At 60.4% G+C, this 25,340-nt stretch carries 22 protein-coding genes; 6 read left to right on the top strand and 16 right to left on the bottom strand.

The genetic code is table 11. The features are described 5' to 3' along the window. Positions 1 to 9: 9 nt before the first annotated feature. The 4 genes from SFUM_RS17895 to mraZ are packed head-to-tail and all read right to left on the bottom strand — an operon-like array spanning position 10 to position 3,968. Positions 10 to 2,121, bottom strand: a complete 2,112-nt coding sequence (locus SFUM_RS17895; RefSeq protein ID WP_011700261.1) for a peptidoglycan D,D-transpeptidase FtsI family protein — start codon at positions 2,119 to 2,121, stop codon at positions 10 to 12. A gap of 24 nt (positions 2,122 to 2,145) precedes the next feature. Next, the gene (locus SFUM_RS17890; RefSeq protein WP_011700260.1) at positions 2,146 to 2,490 is read right to left on the bottom strand and encodes an FtsB/FtsL family cell division protein; all 345 of its coding nucleotides are present in this window, start codon (positions 2,488 to 2,490) and stop codon (positions 2,146 to 2,148) included. A 50-nt stretch (positions 2,491 to 2,540) separates the two neighbouring features. Next, complete coding sequence (gene rsmH / locus SFUM_RS17885) at positions 2,541 to 3,500, bottom strand: 16S rRNA (cytosine(1402)-N(4))-methyltransferase RsmH (protein ID WP_011700259.1); 960 nt, start codon at positions 3,498 to 3,500, stop codon at positions 2,541 to 2,543. A 6-nt stretch (positions 3,501 to 3,506) separates the two neighbouring features. Then, on the bottom strand, positions 3,507 to 3,968 hold the full coding sequence (gene mraZ, locus SFUM_RS17880; protein WP_083764124.1) for a division/cell wall cluster transcriptional repressor MraZ: 462 nt from the start codon (positions 3,966 to 3,968) through the stop codon (positions 3,507 to 3,509). A gap of 386 nt (positions 3,969 to 4,354) precedes the next feature. On the opposite strand from mraZ, the gene SFUM_RS23615 reads away from it, so the two are divergent. Next, a complete protein-coding gene (locus SFUM_RS23615) occupies positions 4,355 to 4,579 on the top strand; it encodes a hypothetical protein (RefSeq protein WP_208597072.1) in 225 nt (74 codons plus the stop codon). A 260-nt stretch (positions 4,580 to 4,839) separates the two neighbouring features. Here the strand turns inward: SFUM_RS23615 and acpP are convergent, their stop codons facing one another. The 4 genes from acpP to SFUM_RS22070 form a co-directional block, all read right to left on the bottom strand. Beyond that, a complete protein-coding gene (gene acpP / locus SFUM_RS17870) occupies positions 4,840 to 5,085 on the bottom strand; it encodes an acyl carrier protein (protein ID WP_011700256.1) in 246 nt (81 codons plus the stop codon). After that, positions 5,051 to 6,025 (bottom strand): TetR/AcrR family transcriptional regulator, encoded by a 975-nt coding sequence (locus tag SFUM_RS22075; RefSeq protein WP_011700255.1) that lies wholly within the window; start codon positions 6,023 to 6,025, stop codon positions 5,051 to 5,053. The genes acpP and SFUM_RS22075 overlap by 35 nt, the downstream gene beginning before the upstream one ends. 260 nt (positions 6,026 to 6,285) lie before the next feature. Continuing rightward, positions 6,286 to 6,747 carry an NUDIX hydrolase gene (locus SFUM_RS17860; RefSeq protein ID WP_011700254.1) on the bottom strand — a complete coding sequence of 154 codons (462 nt, stop codon included), beginning with the start codon at positions 6,745 to 6,747 and terminating at the stop codon, positions 6,286 to 6,288. 69 nt (positions 6,748 to 6,816) lie between these two features. Next, positions 6,817 to 7,485, bottom strand: a complete 669-nt coding sequence (locus SFUM_RS22070; RefSeq protein ID WP_011700253.1) for a thermonuclease family protein — start codon at positions 7,483 to 7,485, stop codon at positions 6,817 to 6,819. Between the two features lie 552 nt (positions 7,486 to 8,037). Here SFUM_RS22070 and SFUM_RS23610 point away from each other — a divergent pair. The 3 genes from SFUM_RS23610 to acs all read left to right on the top strand — a co-directional run bounded on the left by SFUM_RS23610 (position 8,038) and on the right by acs (position 12,418). Then, positions 8,038 to 8,502, top strand: coding sequence for a DUF2914 domain-containing protein (locus SFUM_RS23610; protein ID WP_011700252.1), 465 nt, complete (start codon positions 8,038 to 8,040; stop codon positions 8,500 to 8,502). A gap of 20 nt (positions 8,503 to 8,522) precedes the next feature. Then, on the top strand, positions 8,523 to 9,974 hold the full coding sequence (locus SFUM_RS17845) for a diadenylate cyclase (RefSeq protein WP_011700251.1): 1,452 nt from the start codon (positions 8,523 to 8,525) through the stop codon (positions 9,972 to 9,974). Between the two features lie 473 nt (positions 9,975 to 10,447). Next, positions 10,448 to 12,418 (top strand): acetate--CoA ligase, encoded by a 1,971-nt coding sequence (gene acs, locus SFUM_RS17835; RefSeq protein WP_011700250.1) that lies wholly within the window; start codon positions 10,448 to 10,450, stop codon positions 12,416 to 12,418. 162 nt (positions 12,419 to 12,580) lie between these two features. Here the strand turns inward: acs and SFUM_RS17830 are convergent, their stop codons facing one another. The 3 genes from SFUM_RS17830 to glgB all read right to left on the bottom strand — a co-directional run bounded on the left by SFUM_RS17830 (position 12,581) and on the right by glgB (position 17,637). Beyond that, positions 12,581 to 13,930 (bottom strand): hypothetical protein, encoded by a 1,350-nt coding sequence (locus SFUM_RS17830; RefSeq protein ID WP_011700249.1) that lies wholly within the window; start codon positions 13,928 to 13,930, stop codon positions 12,581 to 12,583. 124 nt (positions 13,931 to 14,054) lie between these two features. Continuing rightward, positions 14,055 to 15,617 (bottom strand): 4-alpha-glucanotransferase, encoded by a 1,563-nt coding sequence (gene malQ / locus SFUM_RS17825; RefSeq protein WP_011700248.1) that lies wholly within the window; start codon positions 15,615 to 15,617, stop codon positions 14,055 to 14,057. A 91-nt stretch (positions 15,618 to 15,708) separates the two neighbouring features. Continuing rightward, the gene (gene glgB / locus SFUM_RS17820) at positions 15,709 to 17,637 is read right to left on the bottom strand and encodes a 1,4-alpha-glucan branching protein GlgB (RefSeq protein WP_011700247.1); all 1,929 of its coding nucleotides are present in this window, start codon (positions 17,635 to 17,637) and stop codon (positions 15,709 to 15,711) included. A 328-nt stretch (positions 17,638 to 17,965) separates the two neighbouring features. Here glgB and SFUM_RS17815 point away from each other — a divergent pair, with 328 nt between their 5' ends. After that, positions 17,966 to 19,276 carry an MFS transporter gene (locus tag SFUM_RS17815; RefSeq protein WP_011700246.1) on the top strand — a complete coding sequence of 437 codons (1,311 nt, stop codon included), beginning with the start codon at positions 17,966 to 17,968 and terminating at the stop codon, positions 19,274 to 19,276. Positions 19,277 to 19,370: 94 nt separating this feature from the next. Here SFUM_RS17815 and SFUM_RS17810 read toward each other — a convergent pair whose 3' ends face one another. The 4 genes from SFUM_RS17810 to hcp all read right to left on the bottom strand — a co-directional run bounded on the left by SFUM_RS17810 (position 19,371) and on the right by hcp (position 23,173). Next, positions 19,371 to 19,913, bottom strand: a complete 543-nt coding sequence (locus tag SFUM_RS17810) for a superoxide dismutase family protein (RefSeq protein WP_011700245.1) — start codon at positions 19,911 to 19,913, stop codon at positions 19,371 to 19,373. 409 nt (positions 19,914 to 20,322) lie between these two features. Next, positions 20,323 to 21,075 carry an ATP-binding protein gene (locus tag SFUM_RS17805; protein ID WP_011700244.1) on the bottom strand — a complete coding sequence of 251 codons (753 nt, stop codon included), beginning with the start codon at positions 21,073 to 21,075 and terminating at the stop codon, positions 20,323 to 20,325. A 76-nt stretch (positions 21,076 to 21,151) separates the two neighbouring features. Beyond that, positions 21,152 to 21,460 carry a hypothetical protein gene (locus SFUM_RS17800; protein WP_011700243.1) on the bottom strand — a complete coding sequence of 103 codons (309 nt, stop codon included), beginning with the start codon at positions 21,458 to 21,460 and terminating at the stop codon, positions 21,152 to 21,154. A gap of 84 nt (positions 21,461 to 21,544) precedes the next feature. Next, on the bottom strand, positions 21,545 to 23,173 hold the full coding sequence (hcp, locus tag SFUM_RS17795) for a hydroxylamine reductase (protein WP_011700242.1): 1,629 nt from the start codon (positions 23,171 to 23,173) through the stop codon (positions 21,545 to 21,547). A gap of 316 nt (positions 23,174 to 23,489) precedes the next feature. Here hcp and SFUM_RS17790 point away from each other — a divergent pair, with 316 nt between their 5' ends. Next, the gene (locus tag SFUM_RS17790; RefSeq protein WP_011700241.1) at positions 23,490 to 24,176 is read left to right on the top strand and encodes a Crp/Fnr family transcriptional regulator; all 687 of its coding nucleotides are present in this window, start codon (positions 23,490 to 23,492) and stop codon (positions 24,174 to 24,176) included. A 228-nt stretch (positions 24,177 to 24,404) separates the two neighbouring features. On the opposite strand, the gene SFUM_RS17785 is transcribed toward SFUM_RS17790, so the two are convergent. Continuing rightward, a complete protein-coding gene (locus SFUM_RS17785) occupies positions 24,405 to 24,980 on the bottom strand; it encodes a flavin reductase family protein (RefSeq protein WP_041440902.1) in 576 nt (191 codons plus the stop codon). Positions 24,981 to 25,340 lie beyond the last annotated feature (360 nt).

Below are 25,340 nucleotides of genomic sequence, written 5' to 3'. Positions count from 1 at the left end.
GAACGTTTATCAATCAACAAGTAATTTCAAAGTCGTTTCGCCGGCATGGGCAGGCTCCCGCTTTTCCCGCGGCACCGATCGCTCGGGCAGGGATGCGAGTGCGGCGCCCGCCCGTCCGGTCCCCTGATATGCTCCCGTCGCAGGGGTTTGCGCCTTCAATGAGTATTGCTCCAGGCCGGAAGCCCGGGTGACGGCCGGTTTCGCTTGAGACTTGGCGGTGATCCCGTCGCTCGCCCCGGCTTTCAGGGTCTTGTCCGCGTCTGGTTTCCCGGACCGAGCGGCGGCACCGACGGGTTTCTTGGTCTCGGCACCCCTGGCCGCGGCCTTGGATGCATCCGCCGAAGCTTTGGCGACGGACTGTCCGCTCTTGCCCGCCAGCCGCAGCCCCTTGGCCGGAGGAACGCTTTCGAGTGTCGGCTGGACTCCCAGATAAGGCAGGACCTTCGCGGAAATATTCTTGAAGACGGGAGCGGACACGACTCCTCCGTAGATCGCCCCCTGCGGTTCATGGATGACCACGGTCATGACCAGGCGAGGTTTGTCCGCGGGGACAAATCCGGTGAAAACGGCGGTATACTTGTTGGAAGCGTAACGCCCGGTGGCGGAATCCAGCACCTGTGCGGTGCCGGTCTTTCCTGCAACGGTGTAACCTTCAGGGACGGCGCTCGTGCCGGTTCCCCCCTCTTTGGTGACCAATTCCATCATAGCACGGATTCTGTCGGCGGTCTGCTTCTGCATGACCCGTCTGAGGGGTTTTGCACAGTACCGGCTCACCGGCTGGCCCTGGGCGTCCAGGATTTCCTTTGCGATCTGCGGTTCGATGAACTCGCCGCCGTTGGCGATCGTCTGGATGGCGGAGTTCAATTGCATGGCGGTGACGCCTATGCTCTGGCCGAACCCGGTAGTGGCCAGATCGATGGGCCGCCAACGCTTATGGCTCCTGAGAAGGCCTTTCACTTCTCCCGGAAGGCTGATGCCCGTTGGAGAGCCGAACCCGAACGCCTTAATGTAGCGTGCATAGCGTTCGTTTCCCATCTGCAGCGCCAGCTTCGAGGCGCCGATGTTGCTCGAGTATTTCACGACTTCCGGAATGGTGAGCCAGCCGTAAGGATGCGTGTCGTTGATGACGTGCCCTGCGAGCTTGCATTTTCCGTTCTCGCAGAAAATGCGGTCCTTCTCCTTGATGACTCCTTCCTCGAGCGCCGCACTGACCAGGAAGACCTTGAACGTCGACCCCGGCTCGAAAGAATCCGTGATGACCCGGTTGCGCCACGAATTCGGATTTCTCTTGTCGGGATGGTTGGGATCGAAGGGAGGCCAGTTGGCAATAGCCAGGACTTCGGACGTCTGGGCGTCGACGACGACCACTTCACCGGCTTTCGCCTTGTACTTGGCCATCGCCGCCTCCAGCTCGCACTCGCTCACATATTGGATGAACGTGTCCAGTGCCAGGCGCACTCCGAAGCTTTCACCCGGTTCAGGGGGAAGGCAGGGCCGCATCCAAAGGCATTTGCGGATTCCATCCCGCACCTGGCCCACCGACGTCGCGTTTTCGCGCAGCACCTGGTCGAAAGACTTCTCGACCCCTTCGAGCCCGACACCGTCCATTCCCACGAATCCGAGCACCTGCCCCGCCACCTGGCGATAGGGATAGAATCGCTTGTATTCCCTGGTCAGGCTCAGACCACGCCGGTTCATGGCTTCGATCGCGGCTGCCTGCTGATCCGTGAGATGCCGTTTGAGCCAGACGAAATGGCGGTTGGCGACCAGTTTCTTCTCAATAGCCGCTTCGGGTTCTCCCAGCAGCGCGGCCAGTTGGGCCGCCATTTTCTTCGGATTTTCGATCTGATCCCCATCCGCATACAGCGACGGCTGCGGCACGGAGTAGGACAACAGCCGGCCCTTGCAGTCATAGATGGAACCCCGGTAGGCCGGGACCTGGAAAGTGGTTTGGACCTGGTTGCGCGCCCTTTCGTCCCAGGTCGAGTATTCCAGGACTTGAAGGCGGAAGGCCTTGAACAGGATCAGACAGAAGCCGCCGATGACCAGAATGTTGAAGAGGAGGCAGCACGACCAGTAGCGCGCATTCAGAAATTTTCCGGGATTTCGTTTTTCCGCCATAAGCCCCTCCGACCTTCAGCCGGGTCAGCGCATCGTCATTTTCTGATCCGGCTTGGGAGGATTGAGTCCGAACTGTTTGCGTCCCATCTCTTCCAGCAGGTACGGGTCCTGAAACCTCGACCATTCGAGCCGCAGTTTGCGCTGAATCGTGATCAACTGGTCGTGCTCCTGGAAATACCTTGCCAGGCGATAGCCGTTCTGAACCTGCTGAATGTAGAGCCACACGTAAAAGATGGCGCATGTAACAAAGACCAGTACCAGGAAAGCCGATGACGCCAACCAGAGCTTCACCTCGATTCCGGACGTGCTCGTTTCGATCGGATCGAAATCGCCGCCGAATCTCAGTTTCGTATCCACCCGGAGGCTCATGGTTCGCTTCCCATCCCTTGGGTCACTCGAATCTCCGCCCTGCCGAAGCTTCAGGCAGGCACTCCCTGTTTCTCCACCGCGCGCAGCCGCGCGCTGCGGGATCGCGGATTGCGCTCCTTTTCCCTCTCGTCCGGGCGCACGGCCTTCCGTGTGAGCAACCGGACCAGGGGTCTTCCCTCACACCGGCACAGAACGGCTTCCCGGGGACACCGGCAGGATTTCGCCCATTCCTTGAACTGCCCCTTGACCATCCTGTCCTCCAAAGAGTGAAAGGACACAACGCAGAGCCGACCGCCCGTTTTCAGCAGGTCAAGCGCCCCGGAGAGAAACCTCTCGAGCGATTCCAGCTCCTGATTCACCGCCAACCGCAGTGCGAGGAAGGTCCGGGTGGCGGGGTGAATCCTCCTGCTGTCCCGGGTCGCGGGCACCGTCGCCGCCACAGTATCCGCCAGCTCCAGCGTTCGCTGGAATGGCCGTTCCCTTCTGCGCTCCACGACGGCCCGCGCAATCCTCCGGGACCACCGCTCCTCACCCAGCCGAAAGATCAGATCGGCCAGGTCCTTTTCCGGGAGCGTATTCACCATATCCGCGGCCGTTTGTGGAAGACCGGGATCCATTCGCATGTCCAAAGGCCCGTCCTTCGTGAAACTGAACCCGCGGGCGGCGTCATCGATCTGGAAGGCGGACACTCCCAGGTCCAGCACGATGCCGTCCACCTGCGCGAACCCATGTCGCGGGAGGACCTCCGGGAGCTCCGCGAAACCGGCCTTCGTCAGGATGGCCCGCCTGCCGTACGCGCTCAGCCGCCCGGCTGCCCGTCCGATCGCCTCGGCGTCCCAGTCGACCCCGAGCAGAATCCCGTCGGGCGCGCTGGCCCGGAGAATGGCTTCCGAATATCCGCCGCCACCCACCGTACCATCCACGTAGACTCCGCCCCGGCGACATGCGAGCAGCTCCAGGGCCTGCTCGAGCATGACCGGTATGTGTTCGAGAGCGGGCCCGGGTTCCATGATCTTCTACAACCCGGTGCCGGCCATGAATTCCATGATTTTCTGGTAACTGTCTTTGTCGAGCTTGATGTGGGCGTCCCACGTCGATTTGTTCCAGATCTCGAAATTGGTGAGCACGCCCGCCAGGAGCACATCCTGGGTAAGGTTCGCCTCCTCCCTCAGAAAAGGCGGAATCAGGATTCTGCCCTGATTGTCGAACTCGCATTCCTCCGCGCTCGAAATGAAATAACGCATAAAGGCGCGATGCTCCGGCTGGACCTGGGAGAACTCTCTCGCCTTGTTTTCGATCTTCTCCCACTCCTCCGGGGGATAGGCCAGGAGGCATTCTCCCATGCGAGTGATGACCAGAGCGTCCGTATAGTGATTTTGCAGCACTTCCCGGAATTTCGTAGGAATCCGCAGTCGCCCCTTGGCATCCAGGCGGTGGATCGATTGTCCCCTGAAATATGGCTTACCCAAAATGCCCACATTTCACCTCATCTTCCCACAATTTCCCACATTGAGCCTATTTATCACCGTAAATTTTGCTTTGTCAAATTCAAACTGCGCGAAAAAACACTTTTTTAAAAAAATTTCACCTGATTAACGCGCCTGGAAGGATCCTTGATTCGTGACATTGTTTTTCGTTCGGGGCCGGATATCCGATCGGAGCCGCACGTCAAGCCGCCCTAAAGGAGCCAAGCATATGGCCTCGAGGGATTTTCATTGCGGTTTCGCGAATGGATGTGTTAGAGAAAAAGGTGAGTGATGGGATGCCTTCCGGGGTATTCCATAGGACTCGAAAGCCTCTGCTTCAACCCTGTAAGGCCTTCCCTCCAAACAGCAGAGGCTTTTTCGTTGGAAAGGATCGTTCCATGCAGGCGGACGACGAAAAAATACTCAGAATGGCCAAGGAAATCATCGTGAAGTTCATCGAGCTCGGCAGGGTATCTCCGGGAAATTTCGATGAACACTTCAGGAGTGTTTTCTGGACGTTGAAAGACACCGTCATCAACGCCCAGTTGACCGGCATGGAAGAGAACGTCCTGAAAGGCGACCGCCCCGCACCCGCAGCTGAACCTCCGGAAGAGGATTCCTAACACCGAGGTGCGTTCGGGATTACTCAACACCTGCCCGGCGGGAGGCGACGCGGGCGGGGATAAACCCGCCCCTTGTACGGACCGACGGGCTGGTCAGCATACAAGGGGGCGCGCTGTCTCCGGCAAGCTTTGGCGGCCGACCGCGGGCGGTCTTGCGCAAACGATGAAAAAGCCCCGCCCGGTCTTCCCAACAGAATCGAGAAAACCGGACGGGGCCATACGAGTTTCACGCGACTCGGCACGAAGAATGAAGAGCGGGATCAAGCCGCCTTGTTCTTCGCCAGGTAATCGAAAATATCCTTCACGGTGCGAATGCTCTCGGCATCCTCGTCGGGAATCTCGACATCGAAAGCTTCTTCCAGCGCCATGACCAGCTCGACCACGTCCAGCGAATCGGCGCCCAGATCGTCCACCACGTTGGCCTCAGGAGTGATGATTTCCTTGTCGACGCCCAGTTGGTTTGCGATGATGTCAACGATCTTGACCTGCATTGCAGCTACATCCATCTTTGTCTCCTTCTTTCGTTAGATTGACCCGCTTCTTCACAAACCCGTAAAAGAGAACTTCAATGACTCCGGGCAATTCTTCCACCAGTGAGTAGGAACAGTCCCGCGCAAGCCATTTTTGAATGACGCCGTGGACAAATCCCATGACCCCGTAAAAGACGGTCTGAAAATCCACTTCCTTGAGAATGCCCTGCTGACTGGCTTCATAGGTTTTTTTCTTCAGTGCATGGATGCGACGCATGACCTTCTTGAAATAAAGGTCTTGGACGTGTTCGCCGAAATCGAGCCGCTCCTGGGCGATGAGCCTGTACAGGTGCTGGTTGCGGTCGAAGAACGCAAAATAGACCCGCAGGTACTTGGCGATCATGGTGAGCACGTCGTCCTGGCCGTCCAGGACCGCCGTCGCATTCCTTTCCAGTTCGGCCAGGCGCAGCTTGACCAGTTCGTTGAACAGGGTCTCCTTGTTGGCGAAGTAACGGTAAAGGGTCCCCTTCCCGACGCCTGCCTGGTCGGCAATTTCGTCGACCGTGGCAAGGTGAAACCCCTTTTCGGAAAACACCTCGAGCGCCGCGTCGAGGATCTTTTCCTTGGTGGACTGCTTGTGGACCGCCCGGTGAACGTCTTCCGATTCGCCGTCGACCACGGCTTTTTCGATCAAGGTCGAATAGAACAGGTCCGCATCGATGTTTCTCTTCCGAGCGATTCCAGAGAGCGCAACCATCAGTCGCGAAATGGAGAAGCCGGCCGGCAGCATGCCCTGTCTGAGCGCATTGCGAGCGGATTGGAAGCACCCGGCGAGGTCGTCGAGCACCTCGGCGCCGGGCCTGTGCGCGGGCAGGCTCGTTTCAAGGGCGCGCATCAGGGCCTCGAGGTTATCCGGTTCCTGAATGAGCGTCCGCAGGAAGACCTGCTTGAGCTGCTGTCGGGATTCATGCGTCACGCGATCGAGTCGCCTCCTCTCTGACGGACTGGTCAGTCATAAACCACAGAGCGCAGACAAAGTCAAGCGGGATATCCACTGGAAAAAAAGAAAGAAACGGCTGAACGGCAGGACCCGGACCGTTTGCGGCGTGAGTGCCGGCCGACGGCCGCAGGCGTTTGTCTCGATCGTCGACGGCGCATCGCACCGGTTCTTCCCCCGGGCGCTCTCGACTTCGCCGGGCAGGACAATTCACCGGGATTCATGGTGAAGCAACTGCATCAGAGGAAGGTGTCGTAGATGGGAGCGCGCGCGCCGCCGGTCCGGGCGAACGCCCTCCTGATGACATTTTCGGTGCCCCGGGTCATGGGGTAGCGCCCCAACTCGTCCAACGGCACGAACATGCAGCTCAGGACATCCGATGCCGGGCAGGGATCTCCCTCCGGGCTTTCGCAGAGGAAATCGAGGAGCACGTAATGATATTCCACCTTTCTGTTCTCGTCCCGGAAGACGCTGTCAAGGACGGCCACGAGGTCGACGACACTGACGTCGAGGTTGACCTCTTCGCCGACTTCTCGGCGTACCGCCGTTTCCAGGCTTTCACCCAGTTCCACCAGTCCGCCGGGAATGGACCATTTTCCGTAGGCGGGCTCCGTTCCCCTTTGCACGAGAAGCACCCGCTCGTCTCGAAAAATGATCGCACCCACGCCGACCAGCGGGTATTCGGGATATCTCCGATCCATAGACGACTCCGATGAGGCGGCTCGAGCGGGCTTGCCGATCGACGGAGCAAGCCCGCCCCCGGACCGTCTTCAGGGCTTGCACACCCGGCAGGGACGAAACCCGCGTTCCAGGGCCTCCCTGCGCGTTTCCAGGCGCAACCGGTTCCGGGCCGACGTGTTCCGTCCCAGTTCGCACGACGGCCGGTGGAAGACCAAGCTCCGTCGATTCAGAATGTAATATGACTCCTGCCTTACGGGGCAGGCGCCCCACATGCCCCTCCCCTCCGCCATCGCGTCCCGTTGGCGGGAAAGGAACCGCTCCGCCAGGCGGTGTCGGGGCAACGTCGTGAATACGCGTGCATGGCCCGACCCGAGCAATTCCGCGTTGACGCACCTCCCATCCATGGTGAACACGTAGGCGAGCAGCCGGCCGAAGCGGTCCCGTTTCTCGCGGTCGTATTCCAGGGTCACCCGTCGGTGAAGAACCATTGCCGCGTTGGCGGCTTCGGCTTCCCGGGCGTAACAATCCGCGGGTTCTCCGTCATGGGCCGGCTCCGGCGCGTCGATTCCCAGGTATCTGACTTTGTCGCCGCTGTCGAGCAGAATCGTGTCCCCGTCAAAAACCGCTGCCACCAGCGCCTCGCGCGGCAACGAGCGGGAATGCCCGGCCGAAAAGGAGAGCAAGACACAGAGCAGCGCAAGGGACGACACTGCAAGACGGCGGAAAACACTGAGTTCGGCGGATCGTCGACGGGCCATCGGCCATCCCCTGAAAGGTCCGCGGGACATGATGGGCGCGGGCCACCCGACGCCCTCGAAGGACATACCCGGAAATATCGTCGGATGTCAATACATCCGAAGCGATCCCGGGTTCGGCCTGAATCGACGGGACCGGACACGTCTCGGCCGACGGCCGTGAGGGCCTGCTTATCAAACCTGCCGGTCTTTGGAGCAGGAAAGGTCCGGTGCAAAAGGTCTTGACGAACCGATGCGGCATGCTATTCTCTGTCGGTGGCGGGTACAAAACGGGATTATGCAGCCTCATCCAGGATCGAAGACCACACTGACGGCTCCATCGAGCCTCGGGTGCGGTCTCGGGCGGACAGGACACGAAACCTGTGACTGCTGACGCGAATTCGGTGACTGAATCCTTTCCATCGCTGTTTTACCGGGCACTCACGAAAACCCGCGAATTTTTTTCCCTGGGATTTACGTGCCGCAGGCCGACCGAACGCCCCTGACTCCAACCGCCCTGCAACGTCCTCGAAATCGCTGCACAAATGATTCCCATGCGTCATCGGAGGTAACTCAATGGCTTCTCTTCCCGGGAAACTCCTGGTGGTGTTCCTGGTCGTGGCCGCGCCTCTGTTTTTCAGGCAGGCCATCGGGGCGCAGAAAGACAGTTCGGCGACGCCCCAGAATGCAGCGCCGCCCGTGGAGCAACCATCTCAGAAGCTGACCCTGAGTCAGGCGGTCATGTGCGAGAGGGTCGAAAACCTTGTCCCAAGCAAATCCGCCGTTGTGTTCTCCGTCATTGCGGGGCAGGTTTGCTGCTTCACCGCATTCGACCCGGTGCCCCAGCCCACGCTGGTGTACCACCGCTGGTACCGCCGCGACGAGCTCAGCACCCAGACCAGGCTCCGGGTGTATCCGCCGAAGTGGTCCACCTACAGCGTGATACAGCTCCGGGAAACCGACAAAGGCCCGTGGCGCGTGGAAGTCGTCGACCAGAACGGTCATGTCTTCGAAACGCTGCGTTTCAGCATCACTGACTGATTCCATACGATTGATCCGTTATGGCAAAGTTCCTGGCATTTCTTTCGAGCATCCGCTGGCAGGATCCGGTCGACATCATCATCATCAGCTACATCCTGCTGAGGGTGTACATTCTCTTCCAGGGCACAAACGCTTTCGGGGTGCTGGTCGGCATCACCTCGCTGTGGATTCTGCAGGAGGTCGCCGGTTCCATCGGTCTGATTCTCACCAGCTCGGCCATACAGGGCATTACAGCCGCCGCGGCCATCATCACCATCGTGGTGTTCCGCAACGAAATCCGTTCCGCGCTTCAGCTCCGGAACCTGAAGGCCTTCCTGTGGGGTTTCCCCAGCCGGGAGGAGGCGGCCCCCATCGACATCATCGTGGACAGCCTGTACCAGATGGGAAAGCGGCGCATCGGGGCCTTGATCGTTTTCCCGGGCAAGGAAGACCTGTCCGAGGCGATCCACGGGGGTATCCCCTGGAACGGGACGGTCTCCCAGGAAATGCTGCTCAGCATTTTCTGGCCGAAGAACCCGGTCCATGACGGAGCCGCCATCATCCGCGGGCGCCAGGTCGTGGAAGTGGGGGTTTTACTGCCTCTCTCCCAACGCCAGGACCTTCCCAGCTACTACGGCACGAGACACCGTGCGGCCGCGGGCCTGGCGGAGCGCAGCGACGCCCTCGTGGTGGCGGTATCCGAGGAACGCGGCCGGGTGACCGTCGCCAAGGACAACCGGATCAGCCCTGTGGCTCAACCCGAAGAGCTTCTGCAGATACTTCGCAGGCACCTCAACATCATGGACGGCGCTCCCGGGCTCCGGAAGAAACGGGAGCGGATCAGGCTGACCGTTGCAGCCGTGCTGTCCTTCCTGATCGTGACGGCGATCTGGTTCGGCTTCACCCGCAGCCAGGACACCATCATCGCGTTGAACGTACCCATCGAGTACGCGAACCGACCGCCGAATTTCGAGATCCTGGACACCTCGGTGGACGAAGCCAAGCTTCAGCTGTACGGGTCCAGCGCCCTGGTCAAATCTTTGCGGTCGGGACAGGTCCAGGTCCGGCTGGATTTGAGCAAAGCGTCCGAAGGCCGGAACGTGATTCCTCTCACTCAGGACAACATTGTCCTGCCCCCCGGTGTGGTGCTGAACAAGATACAGCCGTCCACCATCGAGGTGACCCTGGATGTTCCCACCACCAGGGAACTGCCCCTCCAGGTGGACTGGGTCGGGAAGCTGCCGGAGAACCTCGTCATGGTTCGAACCACCGTGTCGCCCGAAACCGTCAGGGTGATCGGAGGCAGCAAGATCCTGGAGAAGGTCACGACCATCTACACATCACCCGTTCGTTTGGACAACCTGAGCAAGTCCGGGACCGTGAACACCACCCTGGTGCTTACGCCGCCGTCGTTGAAACTGACGTCCGACTCGAGCGAACGGGTTACGGTGACCTATGTTCTGGAGGATCGCGGGCGAGGCGACAGGCGCTAGTGACGGACGTTCGGGGCGGAAAAAGCGGCTCCCGGCACATTTTCGCGTTCATGATCGAGGAGTGAGGAAGCAGCGAAAGGCGAGGCCGGGGAGGATAACTCCTTCCCCGCGGTCCGCGAAATTGCAGGGGAGGGCTCCGCGCCCTCCCGCGCGATGTTTTCGTCCTGAACGCGGGTCCGCATCAAGCACCATCCGGCGAAACATGCGAAGCAAAGGGGCATGAAGCTCCTGCGCTCGGATGCTCGATCACGGCTGCCGTCCGTCTTCCCCGAATCATTTCATTGTCTTCCGGTCGAATTGCCCAATACCCGTTTTCAATGCTTTCGCCCACTCGACGGTTTCCAATCCAACGGGTAGAATTATCTGGTCTTGTCGCATTCACGACGGAAATCCTGAAGGCGGAAAGAGAACCTTTGCACGGCACTGAGGATCGTAGACATCCCCGGCCGGACATTCCGCCAAGGAGGGTTGAGGTGGATGACATCCGCGGGCCCGATCGGGCAAGTTCGATTTCAACCGGAGTTCGAGTCTGGCCTTCGAAGCGATACGCGAAGATGCATCGGGATTCCATAGAGGATCCGGAGGCCTTCTGGGATCAGCAGGCCAGAAAACTTGAATGGCAAAAAACATGGGACCACGTCTTGGAGTGGAAGGAACCCTACGGGCGGTGGTTCGTCGGTGGAAAGCTGAACGCCTGCCACCAATGCGTCGACAGGCATGTTCACACATGGCGGCGAAGCAAGGTGGCCATCTATTGGGAGGGTGAGAACGGAGAGACCCGGGTACTGAGTTATTCCACGCTCTTCCGCGAGGTCAACCATTTCGCCCATATGCTCCTCAGCCTCGGCGTGACGAAAGGGGACCGGGTCGCCCTCTATCTTCCGATGATCCCTGAGCTTCCCGTTGCGATGCTTGCCTGTGCCCGAATCGGAGCCGTGCACACGGTCATCTTTTCGGGCTTCAGCGCGCAGGCGATCTGCGGCAGAATCGGAGACACCCGGGCCAAGGTGATCGTCACCTCCGACGGAGGCCTTCGCAGAGGAAAGATCGTGCCCCTCAAGGATATCGTGGACCAGGCGCTTCCCGCCTGCCCCAGCGTGGAAAACGTCATCGTGGTCCGGCGGACGGGACAGGCGATTCACATGCGGGAAGGACGCGACCATTGGCTTTCCAAGGACATGACCGGTGCTCATGTGTTCGTGGAACCCGTCGCGGTGGAATCATCCCACCCGCTCTATGTCCTCTACACTTCGGGAACGACCGGCAAGCCGAAGGGAATCGTGCACGGCACCGGCGGTTACATGGTGTTCAACTACGTCGCCTACCAGTGGGTGTTCGACATCAGGGAGGAATCCGTTTACTGGTGCACCGCGGACGTGGGCTGGGTTACCGGGCACAGCCAGATCGTTTATGCCCCGCTCTCGCACGGCGCGGCGGTCGTTCTCTACGAGGGGGCTCCGGACTATCCCGCGGTCGATCGGTGGTGGGATATCATCGAGAAATACGGAGTCAGCATCTTCTACACTTCTCCCACGGCCATCCGCATGTTCATGCGTCACGGCGAGAAGTGGCCGGCCAGGCACGACATGTCCAGTCTCAATCTCCTGGGCAGCGTGGGGGAACCCATCAACCCGGAGGCCTGGTACTGGTATTTCAGACATATCGGAGGGGAGCGCTGTCCCATTGTTGACACGTGGTGGCAGACGGAGACGGGCGGCATCATGATTTCGCCCACTCCGGGCATCGACCCGCTCGCCCTCAAGCCGGGATCGGCGACATTTCCCCTCCCGGGCGTCGATGTGGCCGTGGTGGACGCCCGGGGCAACGAGCTCGAAGCCGGCGAAACCGGGTACCTGATCATCAGAAAACCCTGGCCGGGTATGTTGCTCGACGTTTACGAAGATCCCGCGCGTTACCGGGAAGCCTACTGGTCCCGCTTTCCCGGGTCTTACTATACCGGGGATTTTGCCATGCGCGATGAGGACGGTTACTTCTGGCTGCTGGGCAGGGCGGATGAAGTCCTGAAGGTGGCGGGACACCGACTGGGAACCGCGGAGATCGAAGACGCCGCCATTGCCCACCCCGCGGTGGCAGAAGCGGGCGTCACCGGAAGGCCTGATGAGCTGAAGGGTGAAACGATCGTGCTGTTCGTCACCCTCAAGGAAGGCATCCCCCCTTCGGATGCGCTGAAAAAAGAGATTGCGGACCTGTTGCGGGAGACGATCGGCCCCGTGGCCGCCCCGGGCGAAATGTATTTCGTGGATTCCATCCCCAAGACCAGAAGCGGCAAGATCATGCGCCGGGTTCTCAAGGCAGTCGCTTCGGGAAAGGATATCGGAGACCTGACGACCCTGGAAGACGAGGCATCCGTCGAAGAAGTGCGCAACGCGCTGGCGCGTCTTGGTCATACCGGTGCGCCGCCGCCCGCAGATTCCTCCCATTGAACCTCGAGGCTATCCTTCGGCCTACCCTTTGGCATTACGTGGAAATCCGCTCTAACCGCGCCCTTTGCCCCGGCGGATGTCGCCCCCCGGCGACTGCCGCGCGCTCGACCGGTTCCGCGCAGGCTCCGGGATCGCCGCAAGCACGGGCATGCCGCATGGTATCTAAGCTTCCTCGAGGAGACTGCCGTTTCTCAGGGAATGGATGATCCGGTTGGCTCGTTCTTCAACCTCGGGGATCATTTCGGCCAGGGCTTTGAGGGAAGTGAGGATCTTTCTGGTCTGCTGCTTGTGAGGAATCGTCAAGGCGGGATGGTCGAGGAACTGCAGGATTTCATCGAGTACCGGCAGCTTGTCCGCCGAGAAATCGACGTATGCCAGGCGGGGCCAAATCGCTTTCAGATCCTCGGGAAGATGATTCACCTTTGACGCCAACCGGCTGTCGGTACCCATCCAGATGGCTCTCTGCAAGTTGTCGAGCAGGCGTTGAATCTCGCTTCGGCTTTCCGCCCACGCATCACTTTCCATCAAAAGCCTGCGCCACTTGGGGCGGATCTTGTTCTCCAGCCATTTCTCACTGGTCTGCGGCATGAGGGCCAGGCCGGCCATTTCCTCCTGCTCGCTCAGGAGCGCCCTGCCGATCTGCGCGAGCTTTCCCGTGCCGTTCACCTGGGGCAGCTGGAGCCGAACCAGCTCATTCAAGCGCCTGAGGATGGATTTCTTGCTTTCGAGCTCCGGGAAAGCCTTCTCCAGTTCAGCCTCCCATTGTTCGCGGAGGTAACTGATTTCGGCGTTGATGGCGGAAAAGATGAAACCCAGCTTGATCAGCGTGTTCCGGAGCTCGTGGGCCAGCACGTTACAGCTCTGCAACCGCTGCCGGGCCAGTTCTTTCTGAGCCTCCGACAGGGTTTCGCGTACATGGAGCGACAGGAGCTCGGTCCCGAGCGTCCGGGACAGTTTCTTGATGATTTTGGTGGAGCGGTCGCCGCGCCGGATACGATCGGATCGGAAGTGAATCTTGACCACCGCGACCACCACGAATTCGCAGTCTTTCCAGATCGGCTTCCCTTCATGATCGCGGGGAAGGTCGAGACCGCGCAGATCATCCCCGTACAGGTAGGACTTGCTGATGAGGACGGGTTCCATGTGATGGTAGTCCTCGGGTTCGTTCGTGAGCTGTTTCCTCACGCTACGATTGTCCTGATAGGGATCGTCCGCCGTCCAGCTCTTGCCCTTTTCCACGCACCAGGCCATGGCCTCGAGCACATGCCCCGGGCGGTCCCTGTACTGCTCCCAGGTTTTTCCGGGCGAATTGTAGTCGGAAACCTCGGGCAACCCCCACTGAATCTCATCCGAACCTTCGACGCGAATGCCCGATGTGATTCGAACTGCCCGGAGCGTCGGCATGGGGCCGATGCGATAGATCGTGCCCTTCGTCGCATCGCTCAGGCAGAACAGGATCGTTTCAATCATATCCTTGCAGGTCTTCTCAAGGATATCACTGTCGATGACCATTTTTGCAGCCTCTTGCGAGATTCGATCTCCCTAGGAATTCCATTGGATACTCTATCCTGAAACCAATACGCGGTCAATACGGATTCAACGGCACAATCCCCGTCACACGGCTTCCCACAGGCAATCACACGGTTTCGGAGGAATGGGTCCCGGACGGCTGCGTATCGGAGTCGGTCATTCCCTCCCCGGGGGTTCGCCCGTACGTTTCGGTGACTTCCAGGATGGAGGCCGCCAGAGCCGGGGTCAGGCTTTCGGCCTCGAGCCGCCACGCCCAGTTTCCAAAAGCCACGGCCGGCAGATTCATGCGGGCATCCCCCCCCAGGCCCAGATGGTCCTGCATGGGAATGATCGCGGCGTCGCACACCGACATCATCGCAAGCCTGATCAGCTCCTCGTGAGCGCGGTCTTCTTCGATGGTGCGGCCAAGGTATCGGAAGAGGCTCTTTTTCTCGGCCGCCGATGCGTCGTGAGCGAACCATCCCCTGGTCGTGTTGTTGTCGTGCGTCCCGGTGTATACGATGCAATTTCTGACGTGATTGTGAGGCACATAAGGATTTGAGGCTCCGCCTCCTCCGAACGCGAACTGCAGGATCTTCATGCCGGGAAAACCGTAGTGCCGGATGATTTCCCGAACATCGGGCGTAATGGTCCCCAGATCCTCGGCGACGAGCGGCAACCTCGGGAATCGGCGCAAAAGCGTGTCGAACAACGCGCGCGCGGGAGCGTCCACCCATCGCCCGTTCTGCGCCGTCTTCTCCCCGGCCGCAACTTCCCAGTAGGCCACGAAGCCCCGGAAATGATCCAGCCTGGCCAGGTCGAACAGGCGCAGGTTCCACGCCATGCGTTTCACCCACCAACTGAAATCCGTGTCCTTGAGGGTTTCCCAGCAGTAGACCGGATTCCCCCAGAGCTGCCCGGTCTTGCTGAAGTAGTCGGGCGGAACGCCGGCCACGAATGCCGGTCTCTTCCGCGCGTCAAGCTTGAAAACCTCCGGGTTCGCCCAGACGTCCGCGCTGTCGTGGCTCACATAGATCGGGATGTCGCCGAAAATCCGCCCCCCCTTGCTCTTGCAGTAGGCCTTCAGAGAAGTCCACTGCGTGAAGAACACGTACTGGCAGAATTTCTCCCGCAAAACGCTCTCCGCCAGTTCTTCCCCGGCCTTGCGCAGCGCGGCCTCCTCCCTGTTCTTCAGAGCGTCGGGCCAATCGCTCCAGCCGGCCCCCGAAAGCCGTTCCCTGATGCTGGTGAACAATGCGTAGTCATCTAGCCAGTCGGCGTTCTCGGCACAGAACCGCTGAAACTCCGCGTCGGCTCCGGCCCTTTCCCGGTACTTTTCGAAGGCGCGCCGAAGCAGCGCGGTTTTGAAGGGCTCGACGGCTTCGTAGTCCACCAAGCGCGATGCAAACGGGTGCCGGGTTTCGATCTCCCCCCGGGTGAGGAGTCCGTCCTCCACCAGGAGATCGAGGCCGATCAGCAAGGGGTTCCCCGCAAAGACGGAAAAACCGCAATACGGGGAATTCCCGCAGAACCCGGACGACGGCCCTATGGGCAGAACCTGCCAGATGCTTTGCCCGGAATCGCTCAGAAAATCCACGAAATCGTAAGCGCCCCGGCCCATATCTCCTATGCCGTGGTCGGACGGAAGCGATGTGAGGTGAAGGAGTATCCCGCTGCTTCTTGGAGTCATGAGATTCCCCCCGTTCTTCACACGGAAGAATCGGGCGATATGGGGACCGCTCCGGCGGTCACCCCCGTGGAAGCCTTCTTCGGGCCGAACGTCAATTCGTGCCTTCGCTCTTCAGGAACACCACGCCCAGGGGCGGCAGGACCAGTGAAAGAGACCAGGGTCTCCCGTGGCACGGAACAGGCGCGGCTTCGAGTCCCCCCGCGTTGCCGAGACCTCCCCCGCCGTATATTTCGGAATCGCTGTTGAGCATCTCCCGCCAGAAGCCGCCCCGGGGCACACCCGTCAGGTAGCCTTCCCTGGGCACCGGCGTGAAATTCGCCGCCGCGACGACGATGTCTTTTGTGCTACGACCCTTCCGCAGCCAGGACAAAACACTCGAATCCGCGTCACGAAAATCGATCCATTGGAACCCCTGATTTTCGAAATCCACCTCATGCATCGCCGGTTCGCCGCGATAGAAGCGGTTCAAGTCCCGGACCCACTGCTGCATTCCCTGGTGAGGCGGGTGTTCGAGCAGGTTCCAGTCGAGGCTTTTTTCATGGTACCATTCGTCCCACTGTCCGAATTCCCCCCCCATGAACAGCAGCTTCTTGCCGGGATGCCCGAACATGTAGCCGAACAGAAGCCGCAAATTTGCGAATTTCTGCCAGTCGTCTCCCGGCATCTTGTTCAGCAGGGACCCCTTGCCGTAGACCACCTCGTCGTGAGACAGGGGAAGCACGAAGTTTTCGTAGAATGCGTACCAGATGCTGAACGTGAGCTGGTTCTGGTGGTATTTGCGATGAATGGACTCCTTGGAAAAATAGTCCAGGGTGTCGTGCATCCACCCCATGTTCCATTTCATCCCGAAACCCAGCCCGCCGGCATAGGAAGGTCGGGAAACCATGGGCCAGGAGGTGGACTCTTCGGCGATCGTCTGGCAGTCGGGGAAGTCCCTGTAGACGATTTCGTTGAATCGTCTGAGGAAGTATATGGCGTCGAGGTTCTCCTTGCCCCCGTGCTCGTTGGGGATCCATTCCCCATCCTGCCGGGCGTAATCCAGGTAGAGCATCGAGGCCACGGCATCCACGCGCAGACCGTCCACCCGGTAGCGGTCCAGCCAGAACATGGCGCTGCTGATCAGAAACGACCGGACCTCGTACCTGCCGTGATTGAATATGTAGCTGTTCCACTCCGGATGATATCCCTTCTTCGGGTCGGCATGCTCGAAGAGGTAGGTGCCGTCGAAATAGACCAGGCCGTACTCATCGCTGGGAAAATGCGACGGGACCCAGTCCAGAATGACCCCGATCCCGGCCTGGTGCAGCCGTTGGACGAGGTGCATGAAGTCCTGGGGCGTCCCGTATCGCGACGTCGGCGCGAAGTACCCCACCGTCTGGTAGCCCCAGGATCCGTAGAAAGGGTGCTCCATGACCGGCAGGAATTCCACGTGGGTGAATCCCATGTCACGCAAGTATCCGGGCAGATCCTCCGCCATCTCGCGATAGTTGAGGGACCTGTTGTCCTGCTCGGGAACCCGCCTCCAGGAGCCGAGATGAACCTCGTAGATCGAACAGGGGGCGTCGAGCGCATTGCTGCGTTTCCGGTTTTCCATCCATTCTCCGTCGTTCCACGCAAAACTGCTGTCCCACACGATGGAACCGGTGCGCGGCGGGGTTTCCCAGTGGGTCGCGAACGGATCCCCCTTGTCCACCCGATATCCGTTTTCCCTTGAAACAATATGGTACTTGTAAATGTCTCCGGCCTTCACTCCGGCGACGAACCCCTCCCATATCCCCGAGCTGTCCTCCCTCACCCTCAAGGGATGAGCTCCACGGTTCCAGCCGTTGAAGTCTCCAATGACGGAAACCTGCTCGGCGTTGGGCGCCCAGACGGCGAACAGGGTGCCCGAAACGCCGTCGATCTCCATGAGATGCGCCCCCATTTTCTCATACAGCCGAAAATGATTTCCCTGCCTGAAAAGATAGATGTCCTGATCGGTCAGAAGACTGACGTCATATCTCATGCCGTTGGCGCTCATTCACGTTTCCTTCCTTGAAGCGTCTGCGCAGTGTCGCAAGGGATCACGAACATACTGGACCGATTCGTGCTCAAAAGCAATGGCCGAACAGTAAAGATAAGACCGGAAGCGGACAATGTACAAGGGACTGTCCCGCCGCCCGCCCGAAAGGGTGAAAAAAAGAGTCGGGGCCGCCTCCGGCGGCGCGATTCCCGCAGTCGAGCCCCCAACGTCACGGCCTTTCGACGTTCACCGATTGACAGGCTCCCGATTATCTGCATTAGTGATGCCCGCAAACGGCGTTTAACAGAACACATCGGCGCCCGGCCGGCCGAATGGACACGAGGACATGAAAAGCGACCGCAAGATTGTCTCATGGGCTCTTTACGACTGGGCCAATTCGGCATTCGCCACAACGGTGATGGCCGGGTTTTTCCCGGTGTTCTTCAAGGAATACTGGAGTGCCGGGACGGACGCCTCGGTGAGCACGTTCCATCTCGGCGCCGCCAATTCCCTGTCCAGCGTCATCGTCGCGGCATTGACCCCGATTCTCGGAGCCATCGCGGACCGGGGGAATTCCCGCAAACGCTTCCTGTTCTTCTTCACGGCCCTGGGAATTTTCATGACCGGCTGTCTCTTTCACGTCGGCAAGGGCAACTGGGAACTGGCGGCCGCCATATACGTGGTCGCTTCCATCGGTTTCTTCTGCGGGTGCATGTTCTACGATTCCCTGATCGTCAACGTTGCCGACGATCCCCGGCTCGATTACGTTTCAGCCCTGGGTTACGCCTACGGATACCTCGGCGGCGGACTGCTCTTCGCCCTGAACGTGGCGATGACTCTCTCGCCGGGCACTTTCGGCCTCGCTGGACCTGGCGAGGCGGTTCGCCTGTCGTTCGTCTCGGTGGCCGTCTGGTGGGCCGTCTTTTCCGTTCCGATTTTCGTCTTCGTGAAAGAACCCCGGCATGCCGTCACCCCTTCGGTCGTTCAGGCCGTGCGCGAAGGTTTCCGGCAACTGGGCGCCAGCGTCGCCAGGATTCGAAGCTTCCGGGTGGTGATCCTGTTCCTGCTCGGTTACTGGCTCTACATCGACGCCACATCCACGATCATCCGGATGGCGGTCGACTATGGCCTCTCGCTGGGCTTCTCCTCGCGGAGCCTCGTTCTCGCCCTGCTCATCACCCAGTTCGTGGCCTTCCCCTGCGCCATCGCATTCGGAAAGATCGGCGAACGCATAGGCGCCAAGAACGGCATCTTCATATGCATCGGGGTGTACTTCCTGATCACCTTGTGGGGCTATTTCATGGAGAACGAAATCGAGTTCTACATCCTAGCCGTCCTCATCGCCACCGTGCAGGGAGGAATCCAGTCGCTGAGCCGCTCGCTCTTCGCCCGTATCATCCCCAAGAGTCAATCGGGCGAATTCTTCGGTTTCTACAACATGCTCGGCAAGTTCGCAGCCGTCATCGGTCCCGTGCTCATGGGATGGGCGAGCCTGGTCACCGGCAGCCCCCGCATTTCCATCCTCACCGTCGGCATATTGTTCCTCGGCGGCGCGGCGGTCTTGACCTTTGTGGATGAAGCGGAGGGGAGAAGACTCGTCGAGCGCTTGGAAGACAACGAACAGCAAGCCCCGCAACCTGTCCTTCCGACCCGGTAAAGCAACTCCCGATCCGCGGAGCGGAAGACGGCCGGCGGGGTTTTCTCCCGCCCGGCCGTCTTCAACAGGAGATCTTTCGAGCCGAAACGATCCGTTACCTGGCGACCCCGATCACCCCGCAGGCCACCCGAGCGCCTGCCCCGCCCGTGGGCTGGGTTTTGAAGTCGTCGGGATCGGCATGCACGACCACGCCCCTGCCGACGATCGAATAGGGCCCTTCGAACTTAAGAAAATCGAACACCTTGTCGTATTTGGCCGGGCCGCTCTTGGGAGCTTCCACATTTCCAAGATCCCCCAGGTGGTGCTTCTCTGCGGTGGGTGCCGCGTGAGGCGCCCCCGCAGGGTTGAAGTGCCCGCCCGCCGATCCGGCATCCGGAGAGCTGCAGTCGCCATATTCGTGAATATGAAATCCGTGCAGGCCGGGTGTCAGTCCTTCGAATTGCGCCACCACGCGAATGCCGTTCTTTTCCTTGGTGAAGGTGACGAAGCCTTTGACTTTGCTGCCTTCCGTGGGATGCATCACGGCTATGGCCTTGTTCACCTCGACACTCGTCACATCGCTTCGCGAGCAGCCTCCGAGCGCCAGTACCGCCACCGCGAGCAAAACCAGCAATCCTGCCGCGCGACTTTTCCGCATAAGTTCACCCTCCTTATTTGTCTTGACAGCTCCAACAATGAATCAACCTTCCGGACAGACCACCGGGCGGAACGACTGGACACACAATCGGGGAGCGACGTCATTCCCCCGGCGAAGCCCCCGACCGACATCCCGGGCTGCGGGCACTGGCGGAGTCCCCTCCCTGGACGGACCAATCCACCGTGAACATCATCTATATAGTGGATGTCGTCTCATTAATAAAAGCACTATTCATCGGGAATCATAGTGGAGGATGAAAGAACCTGCCGAAATCGGAGAAGTCCCGGACCGGGGCGAGTACCGCAAGACCCGCCAAAGCGGTTCTTCCCCGCCCCCGTGGCGTGACCGGCCGGACCGTGATCCGCCCGATCACGCCCCGGCCCGCCTCGGATATCGTCGGCGCCCCGTTTCAGGCCGCCTTGCCGTTTCTTTTGAGCACTTCGCCTCGCACGCTCACCACGATCTCTTCCATGGGGACGGTCTTGCCGGAGGCTCCCATGCCCTTCTTCACGATGACGGGCATGGCCGAGCAGCAGGGCACTTCCATATCGAGCACCGTGACGGAACGAATGTTGGCGGTCCGGAAAATCTGCTCGAATTTCTGCACGTATTCCGCCGCGTTGTCGAACTTGGGACAGCCGAGCAGAACCACCTTGCCCGCCACGAACTTCCGGTGGAAGTCGGGATGGGCCACGGGCACGCAGTCGGCGACAACGAGCAGGTCGGCATCCTTGAGGAAAGGCGCCTGGGGCGGCACGAGCCTGAGTTGGACCGGCCAGTGCGCCAGCGCCGACGGCGCGGCGTTTCCCGGTTCCGCGGCGGTCGGGGGGGTCGAGGCGAGTCCCTGGAACACCCTGATCTGGCTGGAAGGACAGCCGCAGGCCATGGCGGGTTCCGCGGCCGATCGCCTTTTCTCGCGTTCCTCCAGGTGCCGCTCCACCGCTTCGGGATCGAATTCCGGGGCTTCCCTTTCCACGATTTTCAGAGCGCCCCGCGGACATTCCCCGAGACAGGCCCCCAGCCCGTCACAAAAGGAATCCTTGATCAGCTTCGCTTTGCCGTCGATGATCTCGACTGCGCCTTCCGCGCACTTCACAACGCATTGCCCGCAACCGTCGCAGCGCTCCTCGTCGATTTCTATGATCTTTCGCCTGCCTTCCATGACTCACTCCCATTCGCATGCCGGCGGACGGACCGCTCCGAAGGCGCCGTCCGGCTTCGAAATGCGCTCCGGTCCGCTATGATGTCGTCTTGCCCGGTTCCCCGCCGGCGCATCCCTTTTCCCGGATCGCGTTGATTTCCTTGAGGACCTCCTCCCTGCGGGCCGTCAGCTCGGGGGACAGCCCCCCGAGGCATTCCCCGGCAAATTGGCAGTAGGACGCACAGCCGAAATCCATCTTCGGATTGAGAACCAGGGAACGGCAGTTCCTGCATCTGCGCTGCGACTCGTCCTTGAAGAATTCCACCGCGTGGCCGCACTTCGGGCATTCCGTCTCGAAGATGGCGTCCTGCTTCCACGTTCGTTTGTCCTGGCCGGGGCATTGCATCGCGTTCCTCCATGATTCCCTCGCCCGCCGCCGCGCCGGGCGAGCCGCGGGACGGCCCGAACGGCTCGTCCCGCGCCCATCGGGTTATCCCAGGATGGCCTTGAGGTCTTCGTCCGGCGTGGTGATCGGTTTGATGTCGAAGTTCTTCACCAGAACGTCCAGCACGTTTCCGGAGACGAACGCAGGCAGCGAAGGCCCGAGCCGGATATTTCTGATGCCCAGGTAGAGCAGGGTCAGCAGGATCGCCACGGCCTTCTGCTCGTACCAGGAAAGCACCAGCGACAGGGGCAGATCGTTCACGCCGCAGTTGAATGCCTTGGCCAGGGCGACCGCCACCTGGATCGCCGAATAGGCGTCGTTGCACTGCCCCACGTCCATGAGCCGGGGCAATCCGCCGATGGTGCCCAGATCTTTGTCGAAGAACCGGAACTTGCCGCAGGCCAGGGTCAGCACCACGCAGTCCTTGGGCACCTTTTCCACGAATTCCGTGTAGTAGTTGCGCCCCGGCTTGGCGCCGTCACACCCTGCCACCAGGAAGAAGTGCCTGATGTTCTTGTTCTTCACCGCTTCGATCACCTTGTCGGCCACGCCCAGGATGGTGTTCCTGCCGAACCCGACCATGACCGACTTGCCGTTCACGGTTTCGGGGAAGCCGGGCAGCGCCAGCGCCCGCTCGATCACCGGGGAGAAATCGCGGTTGGTGACGTGGGGGACGTCCGGCCATCCCACGAGGCCCGTGGTGAAGATGTTCCCCGTGTAGGCCTGCTGGGGCTTCTGGATGCAGTTGGTGGTCATGAGGATCGCCCCGGGGAATTTCGAGAACTCTTTTTGCTGGTTCTGCCAGGCGGTTCCGTAATGGCCGTAGAAGTGCGCGTATTTCTTCAGGCCGGGGTAGCCGTGGGTCGGAAGCATCTCCCCGTGGGTGTAGATGTTGATTCCCTTGCCTTCGGTCTGCTTGAGCAGCTCTTCGAGATCCTTGAGGTCGTGCCCGGAGACCAGGATCGCCTTGCCCTGCTTGGGGCCGAGCGGGACGCTGGTGGGCACCGGATGCCCGTACACGCCGGTGTTGGCGGCGTCCAGGAGCTCCATGGTCCGCAGGTTCATTTCGCCGCACTTGAGCACGAGCTTCAGCCAGTCGCCGAGCTCGATGTCCTTGCGCAGGGTCGCGGCAAGGGCTTCGTAGATGAACGCGTAGACCGCGTCATCGTGTTGTCCCAGAATGTTCGCGTGGTCGGCGTAGGCCGAGATGCCCTTGAGGCCGAAAAGCAGCGTGTGCTTCAGGGAAACGATGTCCGGGGGGAGCTCCGGCTCGGACTTCAGCCCGACGTTGGCGCCCTGTGCCACGAGCCCTTCGAGGGTCTTGGCGGGAGTGAACGTCGCGGCCGGGTCCGCAAAATCCACCTTTCCACCCGCGGCCTTGACTTTCGCCTTGAGTTTTTCCCGGTATTCCACGACGCGGGGAATCAGGACCTGGAACCGGGCGGGGTCGAAGTTCACGTTCGTCAGGGTGGAAAAGAGCGCTTCGCAGGTGAAGACGTTGGTTTCGTGATCGTTGACGCCGACCTTGGCGCCTTCGACCGCATGGAGCGCGAGTCCTTTCAGGGCGTACAACAGCAGATCCTGCAGGTCGGCCACTTCCGGCTGCTTGCCGCAGACGCCGATTTTGGTGCATCCTTCTCCCTTGGCCGTCTGTTCGCATTGATAACAAAACATGATCCGTTCTCCCTTCTGTTGTGTGATGGATTTCAGTCCCTCAAATGCCGTTATCGTTCCAACGAAACGTTTGTTTCCTTCTCTGTGAGGCGTACTATAACCACCCCTGCGGTGGGGAGCCTTGACCTGAGTCAAAACTGCGAAGCTTTCAACAGGATTTTTTTCGGGTTTTCTTTTTGGCTGCCGCAACCTATTGCTGCTATAAAGGCAACGGCACGTGCAACCCGGTCATGGTTCGCAGTATAAGCATTGCCTTGCCGGTTGGCTTTGACCCGGGTCGAGATGACTGCAACTTTTTGCGCGGATGGAGCTTTCCTTGGAAACACGGGCGTCGATTGCACAAGTCCCCTTGTTTGAAGGCCTGCCGGCCGATCAACTGAGCAAGGTCGCGGATGTTTCCATCGAACAGAAGTTCGGCAAGGGACAGACGCTCTTTTCGGAAGGGGCGAAAGCCACGGGCTTCTATGTGATCGTGTCCGGGAGGATCAAGATCTACAAGCTGTCCCTCGAGGGCAAGGAACAGATCCTGCACATTTTCGGGGCGGGCGAGTTCTTTGCCGAAGTCCCCGTGTTCGCGGGAGGCGCCTTCCCGGCCCACGCGGAAGCGATCGAGGCGAGCCGCGTGCTGTTCTTTCCCCGCGCGGCCTTCATCGAGCTGGTGCGCAGCGAGCCTTCGCTGGCCCTCAACATGCTGGCGATCCTGTGTCAACGGTTGCGACGCTTCACGCACATGGTCGAAGACCTGTCGCTCAAGGAAGTCCCCGGAAGGCTGGCGGCCTACCTGCTCTACCTCGGGGAGCGCGCGGAAGGATCGGACCGGCTCGAGCTCGACACCACCAAGGGCCAGCTGGCAAGCCTTTTGGGAACGATCCCCGAAACCCTCTCGCGGATCCTGGCAAAGATGAGCCAGCAGGAATTCATCACGGTCGAAGGGCGCAGGATCACGATCCTCAACCGCGAGGCGCTCGAAAACCTGGCCGCCGGGGAAAAACTGCCGGGGTGAGGGACGGAGCACGGGGGTCACCCGACGGTCGGCGGCTCATGGTGTTCTCCGATTTCGTTGATTCCCGGGGCGCGGGGATCACCCTCCTCGCTTTCGACGGCGTCGCCGGCGAATTGCCTGGAAAGTGGACGCCCGGGGGAGTCTTTTTTCATGCTTCGCGGATGACCCCGGCGCCATGGGCAATTGCGTGGAGGCGCCGGACGCGGCCCGCGGACCTTCCGCCGACGGCTAGCCTTTCTTGATTTCCTGCCCGATACTGAACGCCGGGGCGACGACCTTCCCAATCGAACAATACGATTTTTTCGATCCGCTGCTGTAGATCAGCGGGTTGACCTTCATCACGTCAGGCTGCCCGCCGGTCACGCAGTCTTCCGACACGTGAACCTCCTCGATCAGGCCGACCAGCAGGGTGTGGCTTCCGAGATTGAGCATGTGCACGACCCTGCATTCCAGGTTGACCGGACACTGCTCGATGAGAGGAGCCCCCTTGAGCTTTCCGTAGAACACCTTGAAGCCGCAGACGGCCACCTTGTCTTCCTTGGCCCCGGTGACGATGCCGCAGTAATCCGTTTCCTTCACCTGGTCGACGGAAGGCACGTTGAGCGAGAAAGTCCCGTTTTCCCTGATCCCTTTGAGCGTGTACCGGTGGTGCTGAAGCGCCGCGGTGACCATTGGCGGGCTGCTGTTGCAGATCCCGCTCCAGGCCGCGGTCATGAAATTGGGTTTGCCGCCCACGTCGGCCCCGATCAGAAAGGCGGGCATGGGATAGATGAGCGTCTGCGGTCCAAGGGTGATCTTTTTCATGACGGATTGCTCCTCTTCAGGTTGATGCGCCTTCCATGGAAATCGCAACCTTTCTTTCCCGGCGGGCCCGGGCATCCGGACCTTGCTTCGACCCTCGAAGGAACGCGTGCCCCTCTCTACCCGCAGGCCGGGGAATTCAGGACCCACGGTGCCGGCGATGCGCCCCTTTCGTTGCAGGCTTCAAACCGCCCACGGTATGTCCCGGAGGGCCGAAACACCCGGCTCCCAAAGCACCGGGAGAACACCGTCCCGCCAGGTTTGAAAACCGCATGGCACCTGATTCATGAATCACGGGACGAAGCCGGGAACGAAACATCTCCCGGCGGCTCCGGAATCGCCCGGCACGGTGGATTTCTCATG

The organism is Syntrophobacter fumaroxidans MPOB, from assembly GCF_000014965.1.
Lineage (GTDB): Bacteria > Desulfobacterota > Syntrophobacteria > Syntrophobacterales > Syntrophobacteraceae > Syntrophobacter > Syntrophobacter fumaroxidans.
Note: the sequence above shows the minus strand (reverse complement) of the source record. Positions and strands in the feature narration are given on the sequence as shown.

Bases quoted from the DNA above. Each gene is read 5' to 3' on its own strand.
- SFUM_RS17895 (WP_011700261.1), bottom strand. From the start codon at position 2,121: ATGGCGGAAAAACGAAATCCCGGAAAATTTCTGAATGCGCGCTACTGG.
- SFUM_RS23615 (WP_208597072.1), top strand. From the start codon at position 4,355: ATGCAGGCGGACGACGAAAAAATACTCAGAATGGCCAAGGAAATCATC.
- hcp (WP_011700242.1), bottom strand. From the start codon at position 23,173: ATGTTTTGTTATCAATGCGAACAGACGGCCAAGGGAGAAGGATGCACC.
- SFUM_RS17830 (WP_011700249.1), bottom strand. From the start codon at position 13,930: ATGGTCATCGACAGTGATATCCTTGAGAAGACCTGCAAGGATATGATT.
- glgB (WP_011700247.1), bottom strand. From the start codon at position 17,637: ATGAGCGCCAACGGCATGAGATATGACGTCAGTCTTCTGACCGATCAG.
- SFUM_RS17810 (WP_011700245.1), bottom strand. From the start codon at position 19,913: ATGCGGAAAAGTCGCGCGGCAGGATTGCTGGTTTTGCTCGCGGTGGCG.
- rsmH (WP_011700259.1), bottom strand. From the start codon at position 3,500: ATGGAACCCGGGCCCGCTCTCGAACACATACCGGTCATGCTCGAGCAG.
- SFUM_RS17845 (WP_011700251.1), top strand. From the start codon at position 8,523: ATGGCAAAGTTCCTGGCATTTCTTTCGAGCATCCGCTGGCAGGATCCG.
- SFUM_RS17860 (WP_011700254.1), bottom strand. From the start codon at position 6,747: ATGGATCGGAGATATCCCGAATACCCGCTGGTCGGCGTGGGTGCGATC.
- SFUM_RS23610 (WP_011700252.1), top strand. From the start codon at position 8,038: ATGGCTTCTCTTCCCGGGAAACTCCTGGTGGTGTTCCTGGTCGTGGCC.
- SFUM_RS17800 (WP_011700243.1), bottom strand. From the start codon at position 21,460: ATGCAATGCCCCGGCCAGGACAAACGAACGTGGAAGCAGGACGCCATC.
- SFUM_RS17890 (WP_011700260.1), bottom strand. From the start codon at position 2,490: ATGAGCCTCCGGGTGGATACGAAACTGAGATTCGGCGGCGATTTCGAT.
- SFUM_RS22070 (WP_011700253.1), bottom strand. From the start codon at position 7,485: ATGGCCCGTCGACGATCCGCCGAACTCAGTGTTTTCCGCCGTCTTGCA.
- malQ (WP_011700248.1), bottom strand. From the start codon at position 15,617: ATGACTCCAAGAAGCAGCGGGATACTCCTTCACCTCACATCGCTTCCG.
- SFUM_RS17785 (WP_041440902.1), bottom strand. From the start codon at position 24,980: ATGAAAAAGATCACCCTTGGACCGCAGACGCTCATCTATCCCATGCCC.
- SFUM_RS17815 (WP_011700246.1), top strand. From the start codon at position 17,966: ATGAAAAGCGACCGCAAGATTGTCTCATGGGCTCTTTACGACTGGGCC.
- SFUM_RS17805 (WP_011700244.1), bottom strand. From the start codon at position 21,075: ATGGAAGGCAGGCGAAAGATCATAGAAATCGACGAGGAGCGCTGCGAC.
- acpP (WP_011700256.1), bottom strand. From the start codon at position 5,085: ATGGATGTAGCTGCAATGCAGGTCAAGATCGTTGACATCATCGCAAAC.